Raw genomic sequence first — 20,126 nt, 5'->3', positions numbered from 1 at the left:
ATGTTCGGTGCACTATAGACGGAAAAAACCCTGCGCAAACCGGTTTCTACGGTTTTGCCCAGGGTCGCTTGCCTGCATCGCGATGCCGCGTATCAGTACTGGTATTCTTCGAAGACCGGTTCCACCGAGCCGTTCCAGCGCCCGTGATAGAGGCCGAGAAGGTCGTCCGCGAGGGTCGTGCCCTTGGCGAGCACTTCGTCCAGTGTGTTGAGGAAAATGCTCTCGTCCTGCCCGTCGCCGTTCAGCCGCGCGCGGGCTTTCAGGCCCTGACGGGAGATTCCAACCATCTCGCGCGCCACGTCCAGCAGTGGGCGGCCGGCAACGCTGGCTTTCAGGCCCTGGACCGGCACGCTGTCGCGCATGGCGATCACGTCCTCGACCGTCCAGTCGGCGGTCGCTGCATCGGCGGCCGCGAGGGAGGCATCGTCATAGAGAAGACCGACCCAGAAGGCAGGAAGCGCACAGATCCGGCGCCAGGGGCCGCCATCGGCGCCCCGCATCTCGAGGAAGCGTTTCAGCCTGACATCCGGGAAGAGCGTGGACAGATGGTTCGTCCAGTCGCCGAGCTGCGGTTCCCAGTCGGCGATCTCGCCCTTCAACGCGCCATCCATGAACTGGCGGAAGGTAACGTGGGTACAGTCGTGGTAACGGCCGTCGCGCACGACGAAATACATCGGCGCATCGATGGCCCAGTTCACATAGTCACCGAAGGAGAAATCCTTGGAGAAGGTGAAGGGCAGCACGCCGGCGCGCTGGTTGTCGGTGTCGCGCCAGATATCGCCGCGCCAGGAGAGAAGTCCGTTCGGCTTGCCTTCCGTGAAGGGCGAGGAGGCAAACAGCGCGGTCGCAAGCGACTGCAGCTTCATCGAGACCCGCATCTTCTGCCGCATGTCAGCCTCGGATGAGAAGTCGAGATTCACCTGGATCGTGCAGGTCCGGTACATCATGTCGAGGCCCTTGGTGCCGACCTTCGGCATGTAGCGGGTCATGATGTCGTAGCGGGATTTCGGCATGCGCGGCGTCTCGGCCAGCGTCCATTTCGGACTGCCGCCGAGCCCGAGGAAGCGGATGCCCATGGGTTCGGCAATCTCGCGCAGGACGGCCAGATGCTGGTTGGATTCCTTGCACGTCTGGTGCAGCGTCTCGACCGGCGCCCCCGACAGCTCGAACTGCCCGCCCGGCTCGATCGAAATCGCGCCCATGCCATGCTGTTCGCCGAGACCGATGATGTTCTCGCCGTCCATGATCGGCTCCCAGCCGAGCTTTCCCTGCATGCCCTTCAAAAGGGCCGAAATGCTGGCCTCGCCGAAATACGGGACGGGACTGTTGTCCGCTCTGAAGAAGGCAAATTTCTCGTGCTCCGTCCCGATCCGGAACTGCTCCTTCGGCTTGGAACCGGCGTCCATGTAGGCCGCCATGTCGTCGAGAGTTCCGAGGGGCGTCTGGTCGGTGGTGTCACGGGCCATGAAAGCTACCTTTTTGAGGCGTCGTCGCTGGGCAAGGGCGCCCGTTCGACAGGCTGATTGAACCGGATTCATATGCCGTGCAAGTGAAATTCTCTCAAGCACGACTCAAAAAACTGGAACAAGGATAAGGGGGCAGGGAAGGCTAGCGCCAGTCGCCAATGGCCGCCTGGACGACCGCCATCGCGGCAACGGCTGCGGTATCGGCCCTCAGGATGCGCGGTCCGAGCGGAATGGCCGTGACGAAGGGCAGCGAGCGCAGAAGCGTGCGCTCGTCGTCCGAGAAGCCACCCTCGGGGCCGACCAGCAGCGCGAGCGATGTTTCTTCGATGCGGGAGAGGGCGGGAAGGGGATTTTGCGTGGCGCTGTCCTCGTCGCAATAGATGATACGCCGGTTCGCCGGCCACCCATCCAGAAGATCCCGCAGCTTCACCGGTTCGGCAACCCTGGGAATGGCAAGGATGCCGCATTGTTCCGACGCTTCGACAGCATTGGCCTGCAACCGTTCGATGCTGCCGATCTTGCCCTGCACATGCTGGGTCATCACCGGCTGCAGGATGCCGGCGCCCATCTCCACGGCCTTCTGGATGAGATAGTCCATGCGCCCGACCTTGAGGGGCGCAAAGAGGAAATGCAGGTCGCAATCCTCAGGCTGGGGGCGGGTTTCCTCGGCAGGCGTGATCAGGATCTTCTTGCGCGACGGGAAATGGACCTTGGCTCTCCATTCGCCATGCCGCCCATTGAAGACGAGCAGCTCTGCCCCCTCCTCGAAGCGAAGCACATTGGCGAGATAGTTGAACTGCTCCGCCGTCGCCTCAAAGCCCTGGTTCAAGATGAGGTCGGCGGTCACATAGAGCCGCTGCATCCGGTAATTGGCACGCATGGAAGTCTTGTCTCCGCGATCAAAGAACGGTGAGAGACATAACCCAATAGAGCGCGGCTGCAAGCCCGGCTGAGGCGGGAACCGTGATCACCCAGGCCGCGACGATCGTCATGAAATGCGAGCGGCGGACCAGATAGCGCCGACGCACCTCTTCCGGATTGCGTTCCGGCTTCGGCTCCACATCCCACCGCTCGGCCTTGGCCCGCATATATTCCACGCGGCGTTTCGAGTTGCGGGTATACCATTCGCGAAAGAAGCCGACGCCGAAGACGGCACCGACCGCGATATGTGTCGAACTGACGGGAAGGCCGAGCGCCGATGCGAGGATGACCGTCGTTGCCGTCGACAGCGACACGCAATAGGCCCGCATCGGGTTGAGCTTGGTGATCTCCTGGCCGACGATGCGGATCAGCCTTGGCCCGAAGAGCAGGATGCCGAGCGAGATCCCGAGTGCGCCGATCAGAACGACCCAGAGCTGCGGGTCGCCACTGGCGACACTGCCGTTGTTCGCACGGGTCGCCTCGACGATCCCGGTCAGCGGGCCGATGGCATTTGCCACGTCGTTGGCACCATGCGCGAAGGACAGGAGTGCTGCAGCGAAGATCAGCGGCAGGCGGAACAGCTTGCGCAGCGACTGATTGCGGTTCTCCAGCCCTTCGGCCTGCCGATGGACCAGCGGCGTGACGACGAACCACGCGACAATCCCGACGACGGCACCGATCGCAAGAGCGTTCGGCAGCGAGATCGGCGTGATCTGGTTCAGGCCCTCCAGGCTGAGATAGGTGACGAAGGTTGCGGTCATGACGGCGACCAGCACCGGAACCCAGCGTCGTGCCGAGGCGATCTTGTCGTCGCGATAGATGATGAATTCCTTGATGAAGGCCAGCACCAGCGCGGCAATTGCACCACCGAGAATCGGTGAAACCACCCAGCTCGCGGTGATCCCGGCAACGATGCCCCAGTTCAGCGAGCCGAGACCGACGGCCGCCACGCCCGCGCCCAGCACACCCCCCACGATGGAATGGGTGGTCGAAACAGGGGCGTTGATCCAGGTGGCGAAATTGACCCAGAGACCGGCCGAGAGCAGGGCTGCCATCATCGCCCAGACATAGATGCTGGCGGTCGGGGCCGCCGAGGACGAGATGATGCCTTGTGAAATCGTCGCGACGACCTGATTGCCCGCGATCATCGCTCCGGCGATCTCGAAGACCACCGCCATTGCAAGTGCTGCGCCCATGCTGATCACGCGGGCACCGACTGCTGGACCGACATTGTTGGTCACATCATTGGCGCCGATGTTCATGGCCATATAGGCGGCGAGTGCCGCTGCCGCCATGATGATGGTCACGCCGGGGCGGTCCATGGCGGCCCCCGCTGCCATGGTGGCCGCCAGGATCAGGAATATCAGGGAGAGCCCATAGGGAGCCAGGCCGCGCGAAACATGCTGCGAGGCTTCCTCGACCTGGGCGATTTTCTCCAGATCCTTGTCAAGTGTCGGCTTTACGAGCTTTGGCGTCGTCTTACCCATGGCGATGCTTTCCGGAAGAGGTTCCCTTCCGGTTCCTCGTAGGTGGCATGGTGTCAGAATGATGTGAAACGAAAGCGGTGGCCAAATCGGTTCCCGCTTCGCTTCGATCCCGAACGCCTAGCGGCAAAGGGGCGGACATTCAATATGACAGTATTGTTGCAAGGGCGTTCAGGCGACGTTTGCCGTGATCTTGCCGGATGCATCCGGGGAAATGGCCGCCTGCTTGCCGAAAGCGAGGAACAGTGTCTTCAGTTCGGGCTCGTCCACCCGCTTCGCCGCCTCTTCGCAGCTCACCCATTCGAGCCGTCTCGTCCCCTTTTCCGGAAACTCCTTCAGAAGGCTCTTCACATCAAGCGCATGCACCTGCACCCGTGTCAGCACCTTGTGGCCGCCACGCATACGTTTCATGTAGGTGTAATAGCCGAATGGCTCGGAGGTCGCCTTGCCCTTGATGCCCGCCTCTTCATAGGCCTCGCGCTCGGCAATGGCATGCGGCTGTTTGCCCGGCATATGCCAGCCCTTCGGGATGACCCACCGGCCCGTATCCCGGCTGGTGATCACGAGAACCTCCAGTTCGCCCGTCTTCTTCTTGCGGCGATGGCAGATCGCGGCAAATTGCTGCCGCGGCGGACGCTGCAGCATGAGCTTGAGGTTGGATGTGATGCGGCCGATGATACCCAATGAACGTTCACCTCGATTCGTAGATGAGAATACGACAAAATACTAATGAAGCACGACAATCCGCGTCGCTTTGCACAGCTTGGTTATGGCTGCCTATCAGGTGTTAGCACGTCGGTTCCATTTCAATGCGACATCCGGTCCCCGGACCTCGCCTTTCCCCGACATTCTAGGGACTCATGATGACGCAAACACGTCAAATGCCCTCAGCCCTTCGATGACCCCCCAGGCTGCCTCGCCTTGGGTTGCAATCATGCCGCTCTTCGCCTGCGCCAGGCTGGCGAGTTCGGGCAGGGCATTGCCCGGCAGGATGCCACGGACACCGTCCAGCTCAAACATGGCGCGGTCGTTTCCGGTATCACCCGCCACCACCACCGCGTCCAGGCTGACGCCCAGTTCGCGACAAAGCCAGGCGAGCGCCTGACCCTTGTCGGCAATCTCCGGCAACACATCCAGATCACGGGCGCTGGAATAGACGACCCGCGCCCGGTGCCCGGAGCTTGCCAGCATGCGCTCCAGCTCCGCGATCTCCTCCGCCGTCGCATCATGCATATACCAGCTCGATTTGTAGTCGTGCTGGTAATGCGCCGGTTGCCGCGTCAGCCGTTCGAGCATGACAAGTTCGGCCTCGATCAGATCGGCGTCGAACCCCTCGGCAATCTGCTCACGATAGGCCGCAGTCAGGTGCGGATGGGTTTGCGAATGGACCATGGTGCCGACGCCACCAATCAGGATGTCGGCTGCAGGCAGGCCCTGCTCGAAGGTGAAGTCCAGCATATCCTCGATCAGTCGCCCGCTGTTGTAGACCAGCAATGGCCTCTCGGCGTCGGGAAGGGCCTTCCAGAGCCGCGCAAACTCAGCCGTACCCTCGCGGTTTCCCGCAAGTGTCCCGTCCAGATCAGACGAAAACAGTCGGATCGGTTTCAATCCCCGTCGTTCCATGGTTCTGCCCAGTCGCTTTCCTCCAGAGCTTGCGCCACCGGACGCCCTTCGACAAGAGCCACGAGCTGTTGTGCGATGCCGGTCCAGGTGAACAGGCTGCGGGCCTTGTGGGCACCCATCCGCGACAGGCGACCGTAAAGGCGGGGATGTTTCAGCGGTTTCATCATGGTAATGCCGAGATCGTGCCTGTCGAAAGGATCGGCGAAGAGTGCATGCCGCCCATAGCTGATGGCCCTGAACAGCCCGCCATGGATGGTGACGATGGTCGGCGTGCCGCTCGCCATGGCCTCGATCGCGGTCATGCCGAAGGGTTCGTAGCGACTTGAAAGAACGAAAAGGTCGGCCGCCCGATACATGTCGGACAGGTCTTCGTCGGCAACAAAGCCGGTGAATTCCACCTTGTCGGTGAGCGAAAGCTCGACCACCTGCTGCTTCAACTGCGCAAGAATGCGCTCCTCCTGCGCATCGAGATTTTCACCGCCCAGCGCCAAACGAAGCCGCGCTTCCGGCACCCGCTCGGCCAGAACGGCGAAACCGTCGATCAGCAGGTCATAACCCTTGTTTGTCGCAAGCCGTCCAAGCGCCAGAACCGTCTTGCCCTCGAAACCGAACCGCTGCCGCACCATCTGCCGCGACGATTCCGAAACGGGATAGAAGCGGTTATCGTCATAGCCCGGGGGGATCATATGGACCCGGTTGCGCGGCAGGCCGTAATCCTCCGTCAGCATGTCGAGCTGGATCGGCGTCGTCGCGATCACCAGCTGACAGCTGCGATAGATGATCAGTTCGTGCTGGATGCGTTCCTTGAAGTTGAATTCCTGCTCGAACCTGTCCGCCCGTTCGGGGTAGTCCGTCTCCATCTGCCGTTTCTTCCACAGACCGAGCGAATGCGGTGTGTGGATATGCGGCACGCCCAGCGCTTCCGACAACCGCTGTCCGGCGACTCCGGCATCCCAGTAGTGGCTGTTGATGAACAGGTATTTCAATCCCTCGCGCTTGATGAAGCGCAGCGCCTTCTCATTCCATTCGCCGAGATGCCGGTGCAGATATTCCTTCGGAATGAAGTCGCGACCGCCGCAGGGAATGCGGATCACCCTCACCGTCTCGTCCACCTCGTCGATCTCAGGCTGGTCCTCGAAGCGTCGAGTATAGATGTCCACCTTGTGGCCGAGCTGGGCGAGTTTCTTTGCAAGTTCCAGCACATAGACCACCTGTCCGCCGGTGTCGGCGGCCCCCAGCGGCGGCTGTGCGGCAACGTATCCATGTGTGGAGATGAGCGCGATGCGCGGTGTCTCCAATGCGTCCGATGTCGGTGCCATGGGTCCCCCGTTCTGGAAAATTCATTCGTATGAAGCGGGAAGATAACATGAAAAGTCGAATTTTGTTCCGTCTTGAGGGATAAAAATTCCCGAAATGGCGTGATTTGTCGCAAATCGACGAGACCGGTCGCATGGTCATGCCATCCCCGACGGTGGTCAGATGGTCGTGGATGTCGGCCGCTTCCGGACGACCGGACGCGTCCACGACTTCAGTCGGAAGCCGGGTCCCGCGGCAACCGTGTTGCCCGTGTCGCCGGCTGGGTGCCCTCGCGGCGGATCAGCCTCAGTTTCGAGATCCGGCCCCATTCGTCGGAGCGCGCGCTTTCGGCTGCTGCCTGCATGACGAAATCGATATGGGCCTGCGCCGCCTGCTTGGCGGCTGTGGGATTACCCTCAAGGATCGCCTCCTGGATGGCCACATGTTGCTCGAGCAGCCGCTCCCGGGCGCTCGGCAGCGAGAACACGGCCTTGCGATTGAACAGGATGCCTTCCGACAGCAGGCGATAACAGGCCCGCATCGTATGGAGCAGGATGATGTTGTGGGCCGCTTCGCCGACCGCATTGTGGAACTCGACATCGGCCGCAAGTTCGGCCTCCGGCTCGGCGTCGGCATGGGCGCGCCGCATGTCGTCGATGATCCGCGCCAGAAGCGCCTTGTCAGTCTCCGTCGCGCGCTGGGCCGCAAGTTCTGCGGTCAGGCCCTCCAGTTCGCGGCGATACTCCAGATAGTCTCGCGTCGCCCGCGCATGCCGCGAGATCAGTTCCGTCACCGGCTTGGAGAAAACCTGTCCGATGATGTCGGCAACGAAGGTGCCGCCGCCGTGATGGCTGACCAGCAGCCCGCGCGTTTCCAGCTCTTTCAGCGCTTCACGCAGGATCGGCCGAGACACATCGAGCGACTGCGCCAGATCCCGTTCGCCCGGCAAACGGTCACCGTCGCGCAGCACGCCGTCGAGGATCAGCAGTTCGATCTGCTGCACCACCTCGTCCGCTGTCCGGCTGTGGGGAACGCCGGAAAAGAGTGTCTCGTCGCTGTCGCTCACATGGATCTCCTTGGCGCCAGACTTACCAAGCGTCGCGCAGATTGGTCAAATAATTTGGCCAGTTCTGATGCCGCCGTCTGACGATAAAAACTGCGGAGCGATTATGCCCTGTGACGATTGCGCCTTTGCTCCGATGCGACCGCGCTGCTAGTTTGACGAAGGGCAAGGGAGACAGGTGAACGTGGCAAAGGGTGATTTCGCATTTCCGATGGCGCCGGAGCGGGCATTGGCGCTCGGTGAGATCCACGCGCGTCCCTATGCCCTGGTGAAATCCAGCCGTGTCATCTTCCAGCTGGCCTTCATGATGGATGGCGGTTCTGCGGTTCATCACGCGGCCATCGCCGAAATGTCGCGGGCTCGCGGCGCGCCGCTGCCGGACAAGCAGGCCCGTTACCAGGCGCTGCCATGGGGGCAGGGGACGCTGCGCTGGGAGCGCCACACAGAATTTTCGACCTGGTTCTGGGACGGTCCGCTGCCGGATACCTTTGGCGGCGAAGTGCCGATCCATCCGTTCGGCGATGGCTTTGTTGCGCCCGGACCCCTGATCTCGGGCATTCGCCTTGAGCTGCGCCCGGACGGACCGGAAAGTGCGGAGGCCCGCAACGCCTTCGATCCGGCGAGCCTCTGCTACAGCGAGTTGAAGAATGGTCAGGCAGCCGTGCTCACCGACTTCCGCCAGGACGGCAATGGCCTCACCCAGATCCTCGTGATCGATCGTGGCATGACCGAGGCGGGCCGGGGTGCCGTCGTCCAGCGCCTGCTCGATATCGAGACCTATCGCACCATGGCCATGCTCGGCCTGCCGCTCGCCCAGACGCTGTCGCCGGAGATCCGCCGTATCGAGGATGGCCTGACAGCGGTCACCCAGCGCATGAAAGCCCATGCCCGGGAAGAGGCCGATGCCATGCTGGCCGAGATCACGCGCCTTGCCGCCGAACTCGAAGCCAATGCGGCGCTGAGCCTCTACCGTTTCGGCGCCAGTCGCGCCTATGACGGCATCGTGCGCGAACGCGTGAAGACGCTCGACGAGACGCCGGTCCCGGGCCATGAAACGCTGGGCTCCTTCCTGGAACGCCGTCTGGCACCCGCCATGCGCACGTGCCAGTCCATCGAGGAACGTCAGGCCAACCTGTCGCGCAAGTTGTCGCGGGCGACCGGTCTCGTCCGCTCCTGGATCGATGTCGAGATGGAGCGCCAGAATTCAGACCTGCTCGCCGCCATGAACAGCCGCGCCGAAATGCAGCTTCGCCTGCAACAGACCGTCGAAGGCCTCTCGGTTGCCGCCATTTCCTACTATGTTGTGGGTCTCGTCGGTTACGCCGCCAAGGCCATTCCGCACGATCTTCTGCCGGTCGATCCCGCGATCATCACGGGCCTGTCGGTGCCGCTCGCCGTTCTCGGCGTCTGGTGGGTGGTGCGGCGGATCCGCCGCAGCCACGTACGGGAAGGTTGATCTGCCCTTGCTGACCCACCGTGCCGGTCGATATAAGATCGCTGACAGCGGCAGGTAACAGGCAGAATGGCAAAGCAGACCAAGGCGAAGCTCGACAAGAAGGGCCTGTCCGGGCTCGGGCTCGAGAAACTGGTCGACATCCTGCTGGAAGAGGCCGCTGCGAACAAGGCGCTGAAGGCGCGGTTGCAGACGGCGCTCGCCGGTGAGACAGGCCCGGACGAGATGGCCCGCCTGATCGACAGGCGCCTCGACCAGATCGACCAGGCGACGACCCGCATCAACCGGGCACGCGCCCGTGATCTGGCGGGGGAATTTGCCGCCCTGGCCCGCAACATCCTTTCCGAACTGGGCGCCGTGGATCCCCAGGCCGCAGCCGAACGCATCCTGCGTTTCCTGGGCCTGCGTTTCCCGCTCGCTGCCCGGATGGCAACCGACAATGCCCGTCTCTGGAAAGTCTTCGAGGATACGGAACTCGCGGCCATCGAGCTCATCAAGACCGTCGGCGCCGAGGAGCAGGCCCTGTTGGTGCCGCATCTGGAACGACTGCGGCTGCGCGATCGCTACGGCGAACACACCGGTTTCCTGCGCGCCCTGACCGGCATCATCTCGTCACCGGCGGCGAGTGCCTGGCGCAAGGCCTTGGCCGAACTCTTGCCTTCCGAACCCCTCAAGCTCGGCGCCCTCGATCTCCTGCAATCGCTCGCTCTGCATCAGGGCGACATTGACGACTTCCTGGCGCTGGAGCGTCAGAAGCCAGACAATCGCCGCGATACGCTGGCCGTCGCCGATTTGCTGCATCAGGCCGGTCGCTTCGAGGATGCGCTGGAATGGGTGCGGGAGCGCCCGCGCGGTGTGCGCCTCATTCCGGTCAACGGCGTGCTCGCCTCCGTCGGCCCCGATTACGGCGCCCATGAACGCCGTCTGCTGGAAGCCGAGATCCTGGAAAGGCTGAAGCGCCGCGAGGATGCCCAGGAACTGCGCTGGCGGGAATTCGGCGAAACTCTCGATCCAGCCGTCCTCAAGCTCTACCTGTCGAAACTCGACGACTTCGCCGAATTCGACGAACTCGACCGGGCGCTGGCGCTCGCGAAAGAGCACGAGGATATCTATCTCGCGCTCGACTTCTTCCTCGCCTGGCCGCGCCTCGATCTCGCCGCCGCCCATGTGCTGCGCCACAGCCACGATTGGGAAGGTCGCCACTACGACGACCTCGCCCCTGCCGCCGAAGCGCTGTTCGCGAAAGAGCCGCTCGCTGCGGTCGTGCTCTACCGTGTCCTCGTCGAAGATATCCTGCGGCGCGGCATCGGCATGGCCTATCCCCATGCTGGCCGCTATGTCGGCGAACTCGCACGCCTCATGCCGAACCTGCCGGAAGGCCACGGCCTATCGACCCATGCCGCCTTTCTCGCTGAGCTCAGGCGCAATCATTCGAAGAAGTATGGCTTCTGGAGTTCGGTGCCGGGTGGGCTCTCAGGCGGTTGAGTGTGTGGGATTGTTAAGCGCGCTATCTGACTTTTTCGCCGCTGCCACGTAAGCGTGGACGAGCCGCAAGAGCCTGACGTGGGAGATGTCGAGGGTCCAGGTATGCACAGCGATGCCCCGGATCCCGAGTAGCCTTTCATAGGGGCGCATCAATCGACCATAGAGGGTTAGTGGGAGGCTGTCTTCTGCATCGCCATGAAGCTTTAAAATGATTGTAGAGGCAGACTTGCCGCGCAAGCGCCAATCCGAGACGTCCTCGATGAGGTTCCAAGGTACAAGCTTCGCCGTCAAACGCAGGTCGTGGAAGCCCTCTGGGGAGAGGATCACCACGTCTCCGCTCAACACAAGAATTCTATGTATGGTCGCGCCGAGGGCGACGGCAAAGAAAGCCAAGCAAGCAAGAACGACCAGAAATCTGGCATCGTTAGTGACATAGAATTCCCATGTCAGCCATATGCTCCCGCCTATGAACGAGAGATAGAGAGCAAGGTGAAACAGCAGTTTTGCTAACGACTGCCGAAAGCCCCTCACGGTTGAGGTGCCTATCGCGTCATATATGTTCAGAGAAACCTCAGAAGTTGCGGAGTTTATTTCTTGGGCCATACCTAGCGTTCCCAATAGGGCACCGGCCCATACAACTCCGCCAGATAATCGATGAACAGCCGCACCTTGGCCGGCAGGAACTGACGGCTCGGATAGACGGCGGACAGTGCCACATTGCGCGAGCTTTCATACTGCGGCAGCACCTGCACGAGCTTGCCGCTCTTCAGCTCCGCGCCGATATCCCAGGTGGAGCGCAGGGCAATGCCGAGACCGGCGATCACGGCCTCGCGGATCACTTCGCTGGAATTGGTGATCAGCATGCCCTCGGGGCGTAGAACGACAGGCCCGTTCGGCCCCTCCAGGCGCCAGGATTCATGGTTATGCGCCGGCAGGCAGCGGTGCTTCCTGAGGTCATCGAGCGTTTCCGGCGTCCCGTGGTCGGCGAGATAGGACGGAGCCGCACACAGGACGCGACGCACCGGTGCGAGCTTGCGCGCCACGAGCGAGGAATCGTTGAGTTCGGCAATGCGGATCGCCAGATCGAAGCCGCCGCCGACGATGTCGGTGAATTCGTCCGAGAGCACCAGATGGATCGCGAGATCCGGGTGCTTGTCCATGAAGGGTTTGAGATGCGGCGCCACATGCATGCGCCCGAAGGAGGTCGAGGCCGATATCTTCAGCGTGCCGTTGACCTCCGACGAGCGGCCAGAGGCGAAGGCTTCCGCCTCTTCCAGCCCGCCGAGCACGGTCAGCACTCGCTCGTGAAATCCCTGGCCCGCCTCCGTCAGGGAGATCTGCCGCGTCGTGCGTTGCAGGAGCCGCGTGCCGAGCTTGTCCTCCAACCGCTTGATGCGCTTGGAAACGACCGCAGGCGAAAGCCCCAGATCGCGGGCCGCCGTCGACATGCTGCCGGCCGCGATCACCCGCACAAAGACTTCGAGATCACCGAGATTGGCCATGGGGCGTGCCACTTTTTCCAAAATAGACATAAGTGCATAGCATTTGCCCTGCAAAAGTCCTAGTGGTAAGAAAATTGGACCAGTTGAGTGGCGAGTCCCAAACGGCTAGGATCACCGCAAACGGGGGAGGACACAGTCATGAGCGAGGCCATCGCCTTTTTGCCGCTAAGGCCCGGGGTCCTGTCGCGTCGTGCCGAGATCCTGGCCGACCTGAAGGAACTGGTGCCGGCAGGCCGCCTCGTTGCCGAAGAGACCGCACTCGTTCCCTTTGAGACCGACGGCTTCATCGCCTATCGCCGCCGCCCGCTCGCCGTCGTCTTGCCCGAGACGACCGCGCAGGTCGCGGCCGTGATGAAATACTGCCACCGCTACGGCATTCCCGTCGTCCCCCGCGGCGCCGGCACCTCGCTTTCGGGTGGCGCCATCCCGCAGGAAGATGCCGTCGTGCTCGGCCTCTCCGCCATGACCCGCATCCTCGAAGTCGATTACGCCAATCGCTGCGCGACCGTCCAGGCCGGCGTCACCAACCTTTCCATTTCGGAGGCCGTCGGCGCCGACGGCTATTTCTACGCCCCCGACCCGAGCTCGCAGCTTGCCTGCACCATCGGCGGCAACATCGCCATGAACTCCGGCGGCGCCCACTGTCTGAAATACGGTGTCACCACCAACAACCTGCTGGGCGTGAAGCTTGTGTTGGTCGATGGCACGATCATCGACCTCGGCGGCAAGCATCTGGACGCAGACGGGCTGGACCTGCTTGGCCTCGTTTGCGGCTCCGAGGGCCAGCTCGGCATCGTCACCGAAGCCACCGTCCGTCTGCTCGCCAAGCCTGAGGGCGCCCGCCCCGTGCTTTTTGGTTTCGACAGTGCCGAGGCTGCCGGCTCCTGTGTGGCCGATGTCATCGGTGCCGGCATCATTCCGGTTGCCATCGAGTTCATGGACAAGCCGGCGATCGAGATCTGCGAGGCCTTCGCCAAGGCCGGTTATCCGCTCGACGTGGAGGCACTGCTCATCGTCGAGGTCGAGGGCTCCGAGGCCGAGATGGACGCCATGCTCGCTGCCATCGTCGAGATCGCCAAACGTCATGGTGTCAAGACCGTGCGCGAAAGCCAGTCGGCCACGGAAGCGGCCCTCATCTGGAAAGGCCGCAAATCCGCCTTCGGCGCCACCGGCCGTATCGCCGACTACATCTGCATGGATGGCACCGTGCCGCTCAGCCAGCTGGCCTACGTCCTGCGCAAGACCTCCGAGATCATCGACCGCTACGGGTTGCGCGTCGCCAATGTCTTCCACGCCGGCGACGGCAATATGCATCCGCTGATCCTCTACAACATCAACGACACCGAAGATGCCGCCCGCGCCGAAGCCGCCGGCATGGAAATCCTCAAACTCTGCGTGGATTCGGGCGGTTGCCTCACCGGCGAACATGGTGTGGGCATCGAGAAGCGAGACCTGATGTTGCACCAGTTCACCCAGGTCGATCTCGACCAGCAGATGGCCGTGCGCTCGGCCTTTGATGCGGACTGGTTACTCAATCCCTCCAAGGTCTTTCCGCTGGAGGGGAGGGCATGAAGGCAATGTCATTTTTCTCCTTGGGTTACCCCCCTCTGTCCTGCCGGACATCTCCCCCACAAGGGGGGAGAGTGGGAACCCGCCAGCGCCCTGCGCTCGGCAAGCATTCGCCCGCTGAAGCCTCTCGCCGTTTCGCGCCCTCTCGTGAGCCTGTGTCGGATCGTATCCGAACGACCGAGCGGCAGCCCGATCCACTCTCCCCCCTCGTGGGGGAGATGCCCGGCAGGGCAGAGGGGGGCGAGCTTGCGCCAATGCATCCGCAAGCCGCCGTAAACGCGAAAGCCACCCCATGCTGACCCCCGCAACCGAAACCGAAGCCGCCGCGCTCATCCGGGAGCACGCTGCCAGCAAAACCCCGCTCCACATCCGTGGTGGTGGCACCCGTGTGGGGTTCGGCAACGCCGTTGCCGCAGACGCCATCCTGTCCTCGTCGGCGCTCACAGGCATCACCGAATACAACCCTGCCGAAATGGTCATGACGGCCCGCGCCGGAACGCCGGTCGCCGAGATTGAGGCGGCCCTTGCGGCAAACGGTCAGAGCATGGCCTTCGAACCCATGGATCATCGCGGCGCCATGGGCACGTCCGGCACGCCCACCATCGGCGGTCTCTTTGCCGTCAACAGTTCGGGACCGCGCCGGTTCACGGCGGGCGCTGCCCGCGACCATCTGCTCGGCCTCCGTTTCGTCAACGGGGCAGGCGATGTCGTGAAGGCCGGCGGCAAGGTGATGAAGAACGTCACCGGTCTCGATCTCGTCAAGCTGCTCGCCGGCTCGCATGGAACGCTGGGTTTCCTCACCGAGGTCACCTTCAAGGTGCTCTCCGTGCCGAAGACAGCCGCCACCATCGTTGTCTCCGGTCTGGAAGACGAGCAGGCGATGAAGGCCCTCGCCGCCGCCCTCTCGCTCTCCGTCGAGGTCTCCGGTGCCGCCCACCTTCCGGAAAGCGTGCGGGCTCGCTTCATCGGCGGCAAGCTCCCTGACGGTGCCGCAACCGTCATGCGCATCGAGGGTCTTGAAGCCTCTGTTGCGGTGCGCGCCGAAAAGCTGACGGCGGCGATGGACGGTATCGGTCCGGTCAGCCGCCTCGATGCGGACGACACGCAAGCGCTCTGGGCCGAAATCCGTGACGTCATGCCCTATGCCGATGGCACGACGCGCCCGCTCTGGCGTGTCTCCATGGCACCGTCCGAAGCCTGGAAGCTGGTCGCCGGCCTCAGGCTCCGCGCCGGCATCGATGCCTACTACGATTGGCAGGGCGGGCTCGTCTGGATGCGCATGGAAGCGGACGCAGAGGCCGAAGTGCTGCGCCATGGTATCCGCACACTCGGCGGCGGCCATGCGACCCTTGTCAGGGCAGCACCGCAGATCCGCGCCGAAGTCGCAGCCTTCGAGCCTCAGGTGCCGGCCGTCGCGTTGCTTTCCGCCCGTATCAGGGCAAAACTCGATCCGCACGGGATCTTCAATCCTGGTTTGATGACGTGAAGGAGTTTTGTCATGACTGATCCGAACTATCAGCCACCGGCGACGTCGGGTGGCGAAGGCTGGTTTTCACCCGGCCGCGTGAATGCCCAGCTGGTCTATGTCCTCTATCTCGTCAGCTTCGTCGTCGGCCTCACCGGCATCGTCGGGCTGATCATGGCCTATGTGAACCGCGGCAAGGGCCCGGCCTGGGTCGACACACACTACACCTATGCCATCAGGACCTTCTGGATCGGCCTTCTCTACGCATTGATCGCCTCGATCCTGATGCTGCTGGCAATCGGTTTCGTCCTGGTCTTTGCGGTCGCCATCTGGATCGTTGTTCGCTGCGTCATCGGCCTGCAGAAAGCCTCGGCCGGCGAACCGATCGCCCGCCCCACCAGCTGGTGGATTTGAACTGACATGATCGGAGCGGCGGTTTGCGTCGCTCCCCCGGGAGGACATGCGTGCAGACCAATTTCACCGCCGATCAGCTCGCCGATCCCCATGTCGCGGAGGCCGAAAGCATCCTGCGTAAATGTGTGCACTGCGGCTTCTGCACGGCCACCTGTCCGACCTATGTGACGCTCGGCAATGAGCTCGACAGCCCGCGCGGTCGCATCTACCTGATCAAGGACATGCTGGAAAACGGCCGTCCGGCCGACGAGCAGGTGGTCACCCATATCGACCGCTGTCTCTCCTGCCTGGCCTGCACCACGACCTGTCCTTCGGGCGTCGACTACATGCATCTGGTCGACCATGCCCGCATCCATATCGAAAAGACCTATCGCCGCCCGCTGATGAACCGGCTGACCCGCAACATGCTGGCCATGGTGCTGCCCTATCCCGGCCGTTTCCGGCTGGCCCTCAAACTCGCGGCCCTCGGGCGCCCCTTCGCCGGCCTCTTCGGCAAGGTGAAGCCGCTAAAGCCGGTGGCGGCCATGCTGCGCCTCGCGCCTTCGACAGTCGCGCCACCGTCCGACTTCGCCAGGCCCGCAACCCATGCCGCAGCGGCAACCCGCCGTGGCCGTGTCGCCATACTCACTGGTTGCGCCCAGCCGGTGCTCGACCCCGGCATCAACGAGGCCGCGATCTCGCTGCTGACCCGACTCGGCATCGAAGTCGTGGTTCCCCAGGGGGAGGGCTGCTGCGGCGCGCTCGTCCATCATATGGGCCGCGAAGAACAGGCGCTGGACAGCGCCCGCCGCAATGTCGATGTCTGGACCCGCGCCATCGAAGATGGTGGCCTCGACGCCATCATCGTCACCACCTCGGGCTGCGGCACGACGATCAAGGACTACGGTCATATGCTGCGCCTGGACCCGGCCTATGCGGAAAAGGCGGCGCGCGTCTCGGCGCTCGCCAAGGATGTCACCGAATATCTCTCGACGCTTGACCTGCCGATTGCGGAGACGAAGGGCCTCACCGTCGCCTATCACTCGGCCTGCTCTTTGCAGCATGGCCAGAAGGTCACCATGTCGCCGAAGCTGCTGCTGAAATCGGCGGGCTTCACGGTCAAAGATCCGCCGGAAGGCCATCTCTGCTGCGGTTCGGCCGGAACCTACAACATCATGCAGCCGGAGATTTCGGCGCGGCTGAAGGCCCGCAAGGTCAAGAATATCGAGAAGACCAAGCCGGACGTCATCGCCGCCGGCAATATCGGCTGCATGACCCAGATCGGCTCGGCCACCGGTATTCCGGTGGTGCACACGGTGGAACTGCTCAATTGGGCCTATGGTGGCCCGTGCCCCAAGGCGCTGAAAAGCCGCGTGGCGGGCCGAGAGCACCGGTGACTGAGTGAATTGTTAAGCGAAAACTGTTATATCTGTCCCAGGATGGTTCGTCCGGGGAGGCTGCCATGGGAAACAAACGTCTGCCGATCGCCTTGCTTGTGCTCTGTTCGTGGGCGCTGCCCGGCATGGCTGCCGAACGCATCTATTGCGCCGCCTCCGATGCGGTCGTCAGCGCCTCGCTGGAAACGGGGTTCAGCAAGAAGGATGAGCAGCAACTCATTCATTTCCGTGGCATCGCGGGCGTCAGGGACAATGACGTGCCGCCGGAATTCCGCCGTTTCGAATTGAATTCCGACATGCTGCGCCAGCATTGGACGGATGGACATGATCTCCGCTTCAGTATGCAGGCCTTCTCGCCGCCGAAATCGCCGGTCTACCGCGTCACGATGTCGATCATGACCAGTCGCGAGACGGACAAGTATCCGCGCTACGAAGGCACCTATCATCTGGCGGTGCAACACCTCGTCCCCGGAAGCCGGGTCGAGGGCGACATTCTCCTCGACCACGAAGCCCCGATCTTCTGCGCGATCAAGGGCTGAGCCGCGTCGGTGCTCAGAACTTGTAGCTTACACCCAGGTTGACCGCATTGGTCAGGATCTTCGTCTTCAGCGTCGCACCGGAATCGATGTCGACATCGACCCAGGAATAGTTGCCCTTGTATTCCAGGAAGGCTGACCAGTTTTTGGTGAACTCGTAGGCCACGCCTGCCTGCGCCTGCAGGGTCGCACCGCCGAGCTGGTATTCGAAGGTCCTGCCCGACCCGCGCGTGACTTCCACATGCGGAATGTTCACGCCTGCACCCGCGCCGACATAAGGCACGAACTTGGTGCCCTCGATCGGCATGCGATAAAGCGCGTTCAGCGTCAGAAGGTTGAGCCCGTCGGAAAATTCGAAATGTGACCAGCCGGACGCGGCAAGCGTCGCGTCGTCGGCATAGACCTTGGCATGGCTGAAATCGACCGCCAGACCCAGATTGGGCTTGCCCATCCCGTCCATCCACCAGGTGCCGCGGACACCGTAATAGGGTGGGGTGTCGAAGGAGCGCCCTTCCCAGCCGGTGCGGATATCCGGACCATCGGACACATGCACGTCGCTGTGCGGAGCGGTCTGGAAGCCGCTATAGACCGAAATCGCCATCTCGGCATGGGCGGTGGATGTGAGGGCGGTCAGAAGGGCGCCGGCGAAGGCCAGCGAGAAAATGCGCGATGTCATCAAGAAGTCCCCGGCAATGATGGCTGGCGAGGTTGATCGGCCACGCCCTGGACCGAAGCCTGCATCGCCGAGGCGACAGGAAGATGACAGCAAAACGACCGCGCCTGTGGCGCGGTCGCAACATTTCTCGGATCCTTGGCTTGATCTCAGCCGCCGAAGATCGTGCGCAGGATGTCGATGCCCTTGTCGTCGAAGGAAACATCGCCCTGCTTGTTGCCGGGGCCGACCACGATCACCTTGGCGCCGATATCGGCACGCTCGTAGAGATGCTCGACATCCTTGTTCATCATGCGGATGCAGCCGGACGACATGTTGAGGCCGATCGTCCAGGGCTGGTTGGTGCCGTGGATACGGAAGATCGTGTCGCGGCCACCCTTGTAGAGATACATCGCGCGCGCGCCGAGCGGATTGTCCGGGCCGCCTTCCTGCACGACGGGCAGCATATGGCCCTTGGCGGCTTCGCGGCGGCGCATTTCCGCCGGCGGGCGCCATTCCGGCCATTCCGACTTGCGGCCGATCTTCACAACGCCGGACCAGCCGAAGCCGTCGCGACCGACGCCGACGCCATAACGGGTCGCGCGGTTGTTGCCTTCGACGAAGTAGAGGAACTTGTTGTTGGTATCGATGATGATCGTGCCGGGCTTCTCGTCGGTCGTCAGCCGGACAACCTTGCGCTTGAACTTCTCGGCGACCTGCTTCGGCTGGGCCACCAACGTGACGTCACTGGTCGTCTGGACACGGTTGAGGCTGATCGCGCTTGCAGGCATGGGAAGAAGGAAAGTCGCCGCGATCAAGGTCGCGGCAACGCGGGTCGTGATGGAATCAGGCATGGTTTGTCCCCTGGAAATACTGGGGTTGGAGCCTATCCGCTTCCTTTTCTAATGCAAGAGCCTAGAACGCCATTGTGACGAATGGTGTGGCTTAGATCACAATAACCTTGGTCCCGACCGGGACCCGTTCATAAAGATCGGTCACATCCTCGTTGCGCATGCGAATGCAGCCGGAGGAGACACCGTTGCCGATCGACCAGGGCGCATTGGTGCCGTGGATGCGGTAAAGCGTCGATCCGAGATACATCGCGCGCGCCCCGAGCGGGTTCTCCGGACCACCTTCCATGCTGGCTGGCAGATAGTGACCCTTTGCCGCTTCGCGGGCGATCATTTCCTGCGGCGGGTTCCACGACGGCCATTCACGCTTGGCGGTGACCTTGTGCGTGCCGGCCCATTCGAAGCCCGGCTTGCCGACGCCAACGCCGTAACGTTTGGCCATTCCGTCGGCCATGACAAGATACAGGAAGCGCTGGCGCGTATCGATGACGATCGTGCCGGGCTTCTCCTTGGTCTGGTACTCCACCATCTGCGGCAGGAACTGCGGCTCGATCTGCGTGCGCACCGGCTTGTTGGGGCGCATGGCGACCTGCTGCGCTGCCGGCTGCTGCCCGAAGAGAACGCGGCGCTGCTGCTGAACCAGCGGACGCTGACGGGCCGGCTGTGGCTGCATGGCCTGCTGGCGATAGACGGGCACCATCTGGCGGCCGGCATTGGCGACCGGCCGTGTCGCATAACCCCGTGTCTGCGCCGGAACACCGCCGAGCTGCAGGACCCAGGCGGCCGAGAGGTCCGGGCTCACCATGACCGGCGGCCGGCTCTGGTAACGGTCATTGGCCGTGGCGGAAAAGGCAAGGGGCAGGCTGGCGATCACGGCCAGCAGGACTGATTTTTTCAACATCGGACAACTCGCAACATGGGACCGAAGACGGCGGCGGGCGAAAAGCCGGCCGGGTTCACCAGGATCGTG

Annotated in this window: 19 protein-coding genes; 7 read left to right on the top strand and 12 right to left on the bottom strand. The window is 62.8% G+C overall.

Features of this window, described 5'->3' with window-relative positions; genetic code table 11:
* Positions 1 to 92 precede the first annotated feature (92 nt).
* The 7 genes from DFO46_RS14060 to DFO46_RS14030 all read right to left on the bottom strand — a co-directional run bounded on the left by DFO46_RS14060 (position 93) and on the right by DFO46_RS14030 (position 7,856).
* Positions 93 to 1,466: a glutamate--cysteine ligase gene (locus DFO46_RS14060; protein ID WP_120277719.1), complete on the bottom strand. Its 1,374-nt coding sequence runs from the start codon at positions 1,464 to 1,466 to the stop codon at positions 93 to 95.
* A gap of 142 nt (positions 1,467 to 1,608) precedes the next feature.
* Positions 1,609 to 2,346, bottom strand: a complete 738-nt coding sequence (locus DFO46_RS14055; protein ID WP_120277718.1) for a 16S rRNA (uracil(1498)-N(3))-methyltransferase — start codon at positions 2,344 to 2,346, stop codon at positions 1,609 to 1,611.
* A gap of 19 nt (positions 2,347 to 2,365) precedes the next feature.
* The gene (locus DFO46_RS14050) at positions 2,366 to 3,874 is read right to left on the bottom strand and encodes an inorganic phosphate transporter (RefSeq protein ID WP_120277717.1); all 1,509 of its coding nucleotides are present in this window, start codon (positions 3,872 to 3,874) and stop codon (positions 2,366 to 2,368) included.
* A gap of 168 nt (positions 3,875 to 4,042) precedes the next feature.
* Entirely contained in the window at positions 4,043 to 4,555 is a 513-nt protein-coding gene (locus tag DFO46_RS14045; RefSeq protein WP_183041899.1) for an NUDIX hydrolase, read from the bottom strand.
* A 174-nt stretch (positions 4,556 to 4,729) separates the two neighbouring features.
* Entirely contained in the window at positions 4,730 to 5,479 is a 750-nt protein-coding gene (locus DFO46_RS14040; protein ID WP_120277716.1) for an HAD-IIB family hydrolase, read from the bottom strand.
* Positions 5,476 to 6,813 (bottom strand): glycosyltransferase family 1 protein, encoded by a 1,338-nt coding sequence (locus tag DFO46_RS14035; RefSeq protein WP_120277715.1) that lies wholly within the window; start codon positions 6,811 to 6,813, stop codon positions 5,476 to 5,478. Before DFO46_RS14035 ends, DFO46_RS14040 begins: the two co-directional genes overlap by 4 nt.
* Positions 6,814 to 7,022: 209 nt before the next feature.
* Complete coding sequence (locus tag DFO46_RS14030) at positions 7,023 to 7,856, bottom strand: FadR/GntR family transcriptional regulator (protein WP_120277714.1); 834 nt, start codon at positions 7,854 to 7,856, stop codon at positions 7,023 to 7,025.
* Between the two features lie 181 nt (positions 7,857 to 8,037).
* Here DFO46_RS14030 and DFO46_RS14025 point away from each other — a divergent pair, with 181 nt between their 5' ends.
* A complete protein-coding gene (locus DFO46_RS14025) occupies positions 8,038 to 9,309 on the top strand; it encodes a DUF3422 family protein (protein WP_120278260.1) in 1,272 nt (423 codons plus the stop codon).
* A 66-nt stretch (positions 9,310 to 9,375) separates the two neighbouring features.
* Positions 9,376 to 10,791, top strand: coding sequence for a DUF6880 family protein (locus DFO46_RS14020; RefSeq protein WP_120277713.1), 1,416 nt, complete (start codon positions 9,376 to 9,378; stop codon positions 10,789 to 10,791).
* On the opposite strand, the gene DFO46_RS14015 is transcribed toward DFO46_RS14020, so the two are convergent.
* A complete protein-coding gene (locus DFO46_RS14015; protein ID WP_120277712.1) occupies positions 10,780 to 11,394 on the bottom strand; it encodes a hypothetical protein in 615 nt (204 codons plus the stop codon). The genes DFO46_RS14020 and DFO46_RS14015 overlap by 12 nt on opposite strands.
* 2 nt (positions 11,395 to 11,396) lie before the next feature.
* Positions 11,397 to 12,293: a LysR family transcriptional regulator gene (locus DFO46_RS14010; RefSeq protein WP_110789798.1), complete on the bottom strand. Its 897-nt coding sequence runs from the start codon at positions 12,291 to 12,293 to the stop codon at positions 11,397 to 11,399.
* A 138-nt stretch (positions 12,294 to 12,431) separates the two neighbouring features.
* On the opposite strand from DFO46_RS14010, the gene DFO46_RS14005 reads away from it, so the two are divergent.
* The 5 genes from DFO46_RS14005 to DFO46_RS13980 all read left to right on the top strand — a co-directional run bounded on the left by DFO46_RS14005 (position 12,432) and on the right by DFO46_RS13980 (position 17,656).
* Positions 12,432 to 13,865 carry an FAD-linked oxidase C-terminal domain-containing protein gene (locus DFO46_RS14005; protein ID WP_120277711.1) on the top strand — a complete coding sequence of 478 codons (1,434 nt, stop codon included), beginning with the start codon at positions 12,432 to 12,434 and terminating at the stop codon, positions 13,863 to 13,865.
* A gap of 289 nt (positions 13,866 to 14,154) precedes the next feature.
* Positions 14,155 to 15,348, top strand: coding sequence for an FAD-binding protein (locus tag DFO46_RS13995; protein ID WP_120277709.1), 1,194 nt, complete (start codon positions 14,155 to 14,157; stop codon positions 15,346 to 15,348).
* Between the two features lie 12 nt (positions 15,349 to 15,360).
* Positions 15,361 to 15,741, top strand: coding sequence for a DUF4870 domain-containing protein (locus DFO46_RS13990; RefSeq protein ID WP_110789794.1), 381 nt, complete (start codon positions 15,361 to 15,363; stop codon positions 15,739 to 15,741).
* 50 nt (positions 15,742 to 15,791) lie between these two features.
* On the top strand, positions 15,792 to 17,117 hold the full coding sequence (gene glcF / locus DFO46_RS13985) for a glycolate oxidase subunit GlcF (RefSeq protein WP_120277708.1): 1,326 nt from the start codon (positions 15,792 to 15,794) through the stop codon (positions 17,115 to 17,117).
* Positions 17,118 to 17,182: 65 nt separating this feature from the next.
* Positions 17,183 to 17,656: a hypothetical protein gene (locus tag DFO46_RS13980; RefSeq protein ID WP_120277707.1), complete on the top strand. Its 474-nt coding sequence runs from the start codon at positions 17,183 to 17,185 to the stop codon at positions 17,654 to 17,656.
* 13 nt (positions 17,657 to 17,669) lie between these two features.
* On the opposite strand, the gene DFO46_RS13975 is transcribed toward DFO46_RS13980, so the two are convergent.
* The 3 genes from DFO46_RS13975 to DFO46_RS13965 form a co-directional block, all read right to left on the bottom strand.
* The gene (locus tag DFO46_RS13975; protein ID WP_120278259.1) at positions 17,670 to 18,329 is read right to left on the bottom strand and encodes an outer membrane beta-barrel protein; all 660 of its coding nucleotides are present in this window, start codon (positions 18,327 to 18,329) and stop codon (positions 17,670 to 17,672) included.
* A 146-nt stretch (positions 18,330 to 18,475) separates the two neighbouring features.
* The gene (locus DFO46_RS13970) at positions 18,476 to 19,096 is read right to left on the bottom strand and encodes a L,D-transpeptidase (RefSeq protein ID WP_245422617.1); all 621 of its coding nucleotides are present in this window, start codon (positions 19,094 to 19,096) and stop codon (positions 18,476 to 18,478) included.
* Between the two features lie 154 nt (positions 19,097 to 19,250).
* A complete protein-coding gene (locus DFO46_RS13965) occupies positions 19,251 to 20,057 on the bottom strand; it encodes a L,D-transpeptidase (protein WP_120277705.1) in 807 nt (268 codons plus the stop codon).
* Positions 20,058 to 20,126 lie beyond the last annotated feature (69 nt).

It is taken from the genome of Rhizobium sp. AG855 (assembly GCF_003610655.1).
Lineage (GTDB): Bacteria > Pseudomonadota > Alphaproteobacteria > Rhizobiales > Rhizobiaceae > Allorhizobium > Allorhizobium wuzhouense.
Note: the sequence above shows the minus strand (reverse complement) of the source record. Positions and strands in the feature narration are given on the sequence as shown.

Bases quoted from the DNA above. Each gene is read 5' to 3' on its own strand.
- DFO46_RS14020 (WP_120277713.1), top strand. From the start codon at position 9,376: ATGGCAAAGCAGACCAAGGCGAAGCTCGACAAGAAGGGCCTGTCCGGG.
- DFO46_RS13965 (WP_120277705.1), bottom strand. From the start codon at position 20,057: ATGTTGAAAAAATCAGTCCTGCTGGCCGTGATCGCCAGCCTGCCCCTT.
- DFO46_RS14015 (WP_120277712.1), bottom strand. From the start codon at position 11,394: ATGGCCCAAGAAATAAACTCCGCAACTTCTGAGGTTTCTCTGAACATA.
- DFO46_RS13975 (WP_120278259.1), bottom strand. From the start codon at position 18,329: ATGACATCGCGCATTTTCTCGCTGGCCTTCGCCGGCGCCCTTCTGACC.
- DFO46_RS14035 (WP_120277715.1), bottom strand. From the start codon at position 6,813: ATGGCACCGACATCGGACGCATTGGAGACACCGCGCATCGCGCTCATC.
- DFO46_RS13995 (WP_120277709.1), top strand. From the start codon at position 14,155: ATGCTGACCCCCGCAACCGAAACCGAAGCCGCCGCGCTCATCCGGGAG.
- DFO46_RS14055 (WP_120277718.1), bottom strand. From the start codon at position 2,346: ATGCGTGCCAATTACCGGATGCAGCGGCTCTATGTGACCGCCGACCTC.
- DFO46_RS14005 (WP_120277711.1), top strand. From the start codon at position 12,432: ATGAGCGAGGCCATCGCCTTTTTGCCGCTAAGGCCCGGGGTCCTGTCG.
- DFO46_RS13980 (WP_120277707.1), top strand. From the start codon at position 17,183: ATGGGAAACAAACGTCTGCCGATCGCCTTGCTTGTGCTCTGTTCGTGG.
- DFO46_RS13990 (WP_110789794.1), top strand. From the start codon at position 15,361: ATGACTGATCCGAACTATCAGCCACCGGCGACGTCGGGTGGCGAAGGC.
- DFO46_RS14010 (WP_110789798.1), bottom strand. From the start codon at position 12,293: ATGGCCAATCTCGGTGATCTCGAAGTCTTTGTGCGGGTGATCGCGGCC.
- DFO46_RS13970 (WP_245422617.1), bottom strand. From the start codon at position 19,096: ATGCCTGCAAGCGCGATCAGCCTCAACCGTGTCCAGACGACCAGTGAC.
- DFO46_RS14050 (WP_120277717.1), bottom strand. From the start codon at position 3,874: ATGGGTAAGACGACGCCAAAGCTCGTAAAGCCGACACTTGACAAGGAT.
- DFO46_RS14060 (WP_120277719.1), bottom strand. From the start codon at position 1,466: ATGGCCCGTGACACCACCGACCAGACGCCCCTCGGAACTCTCGACGAC.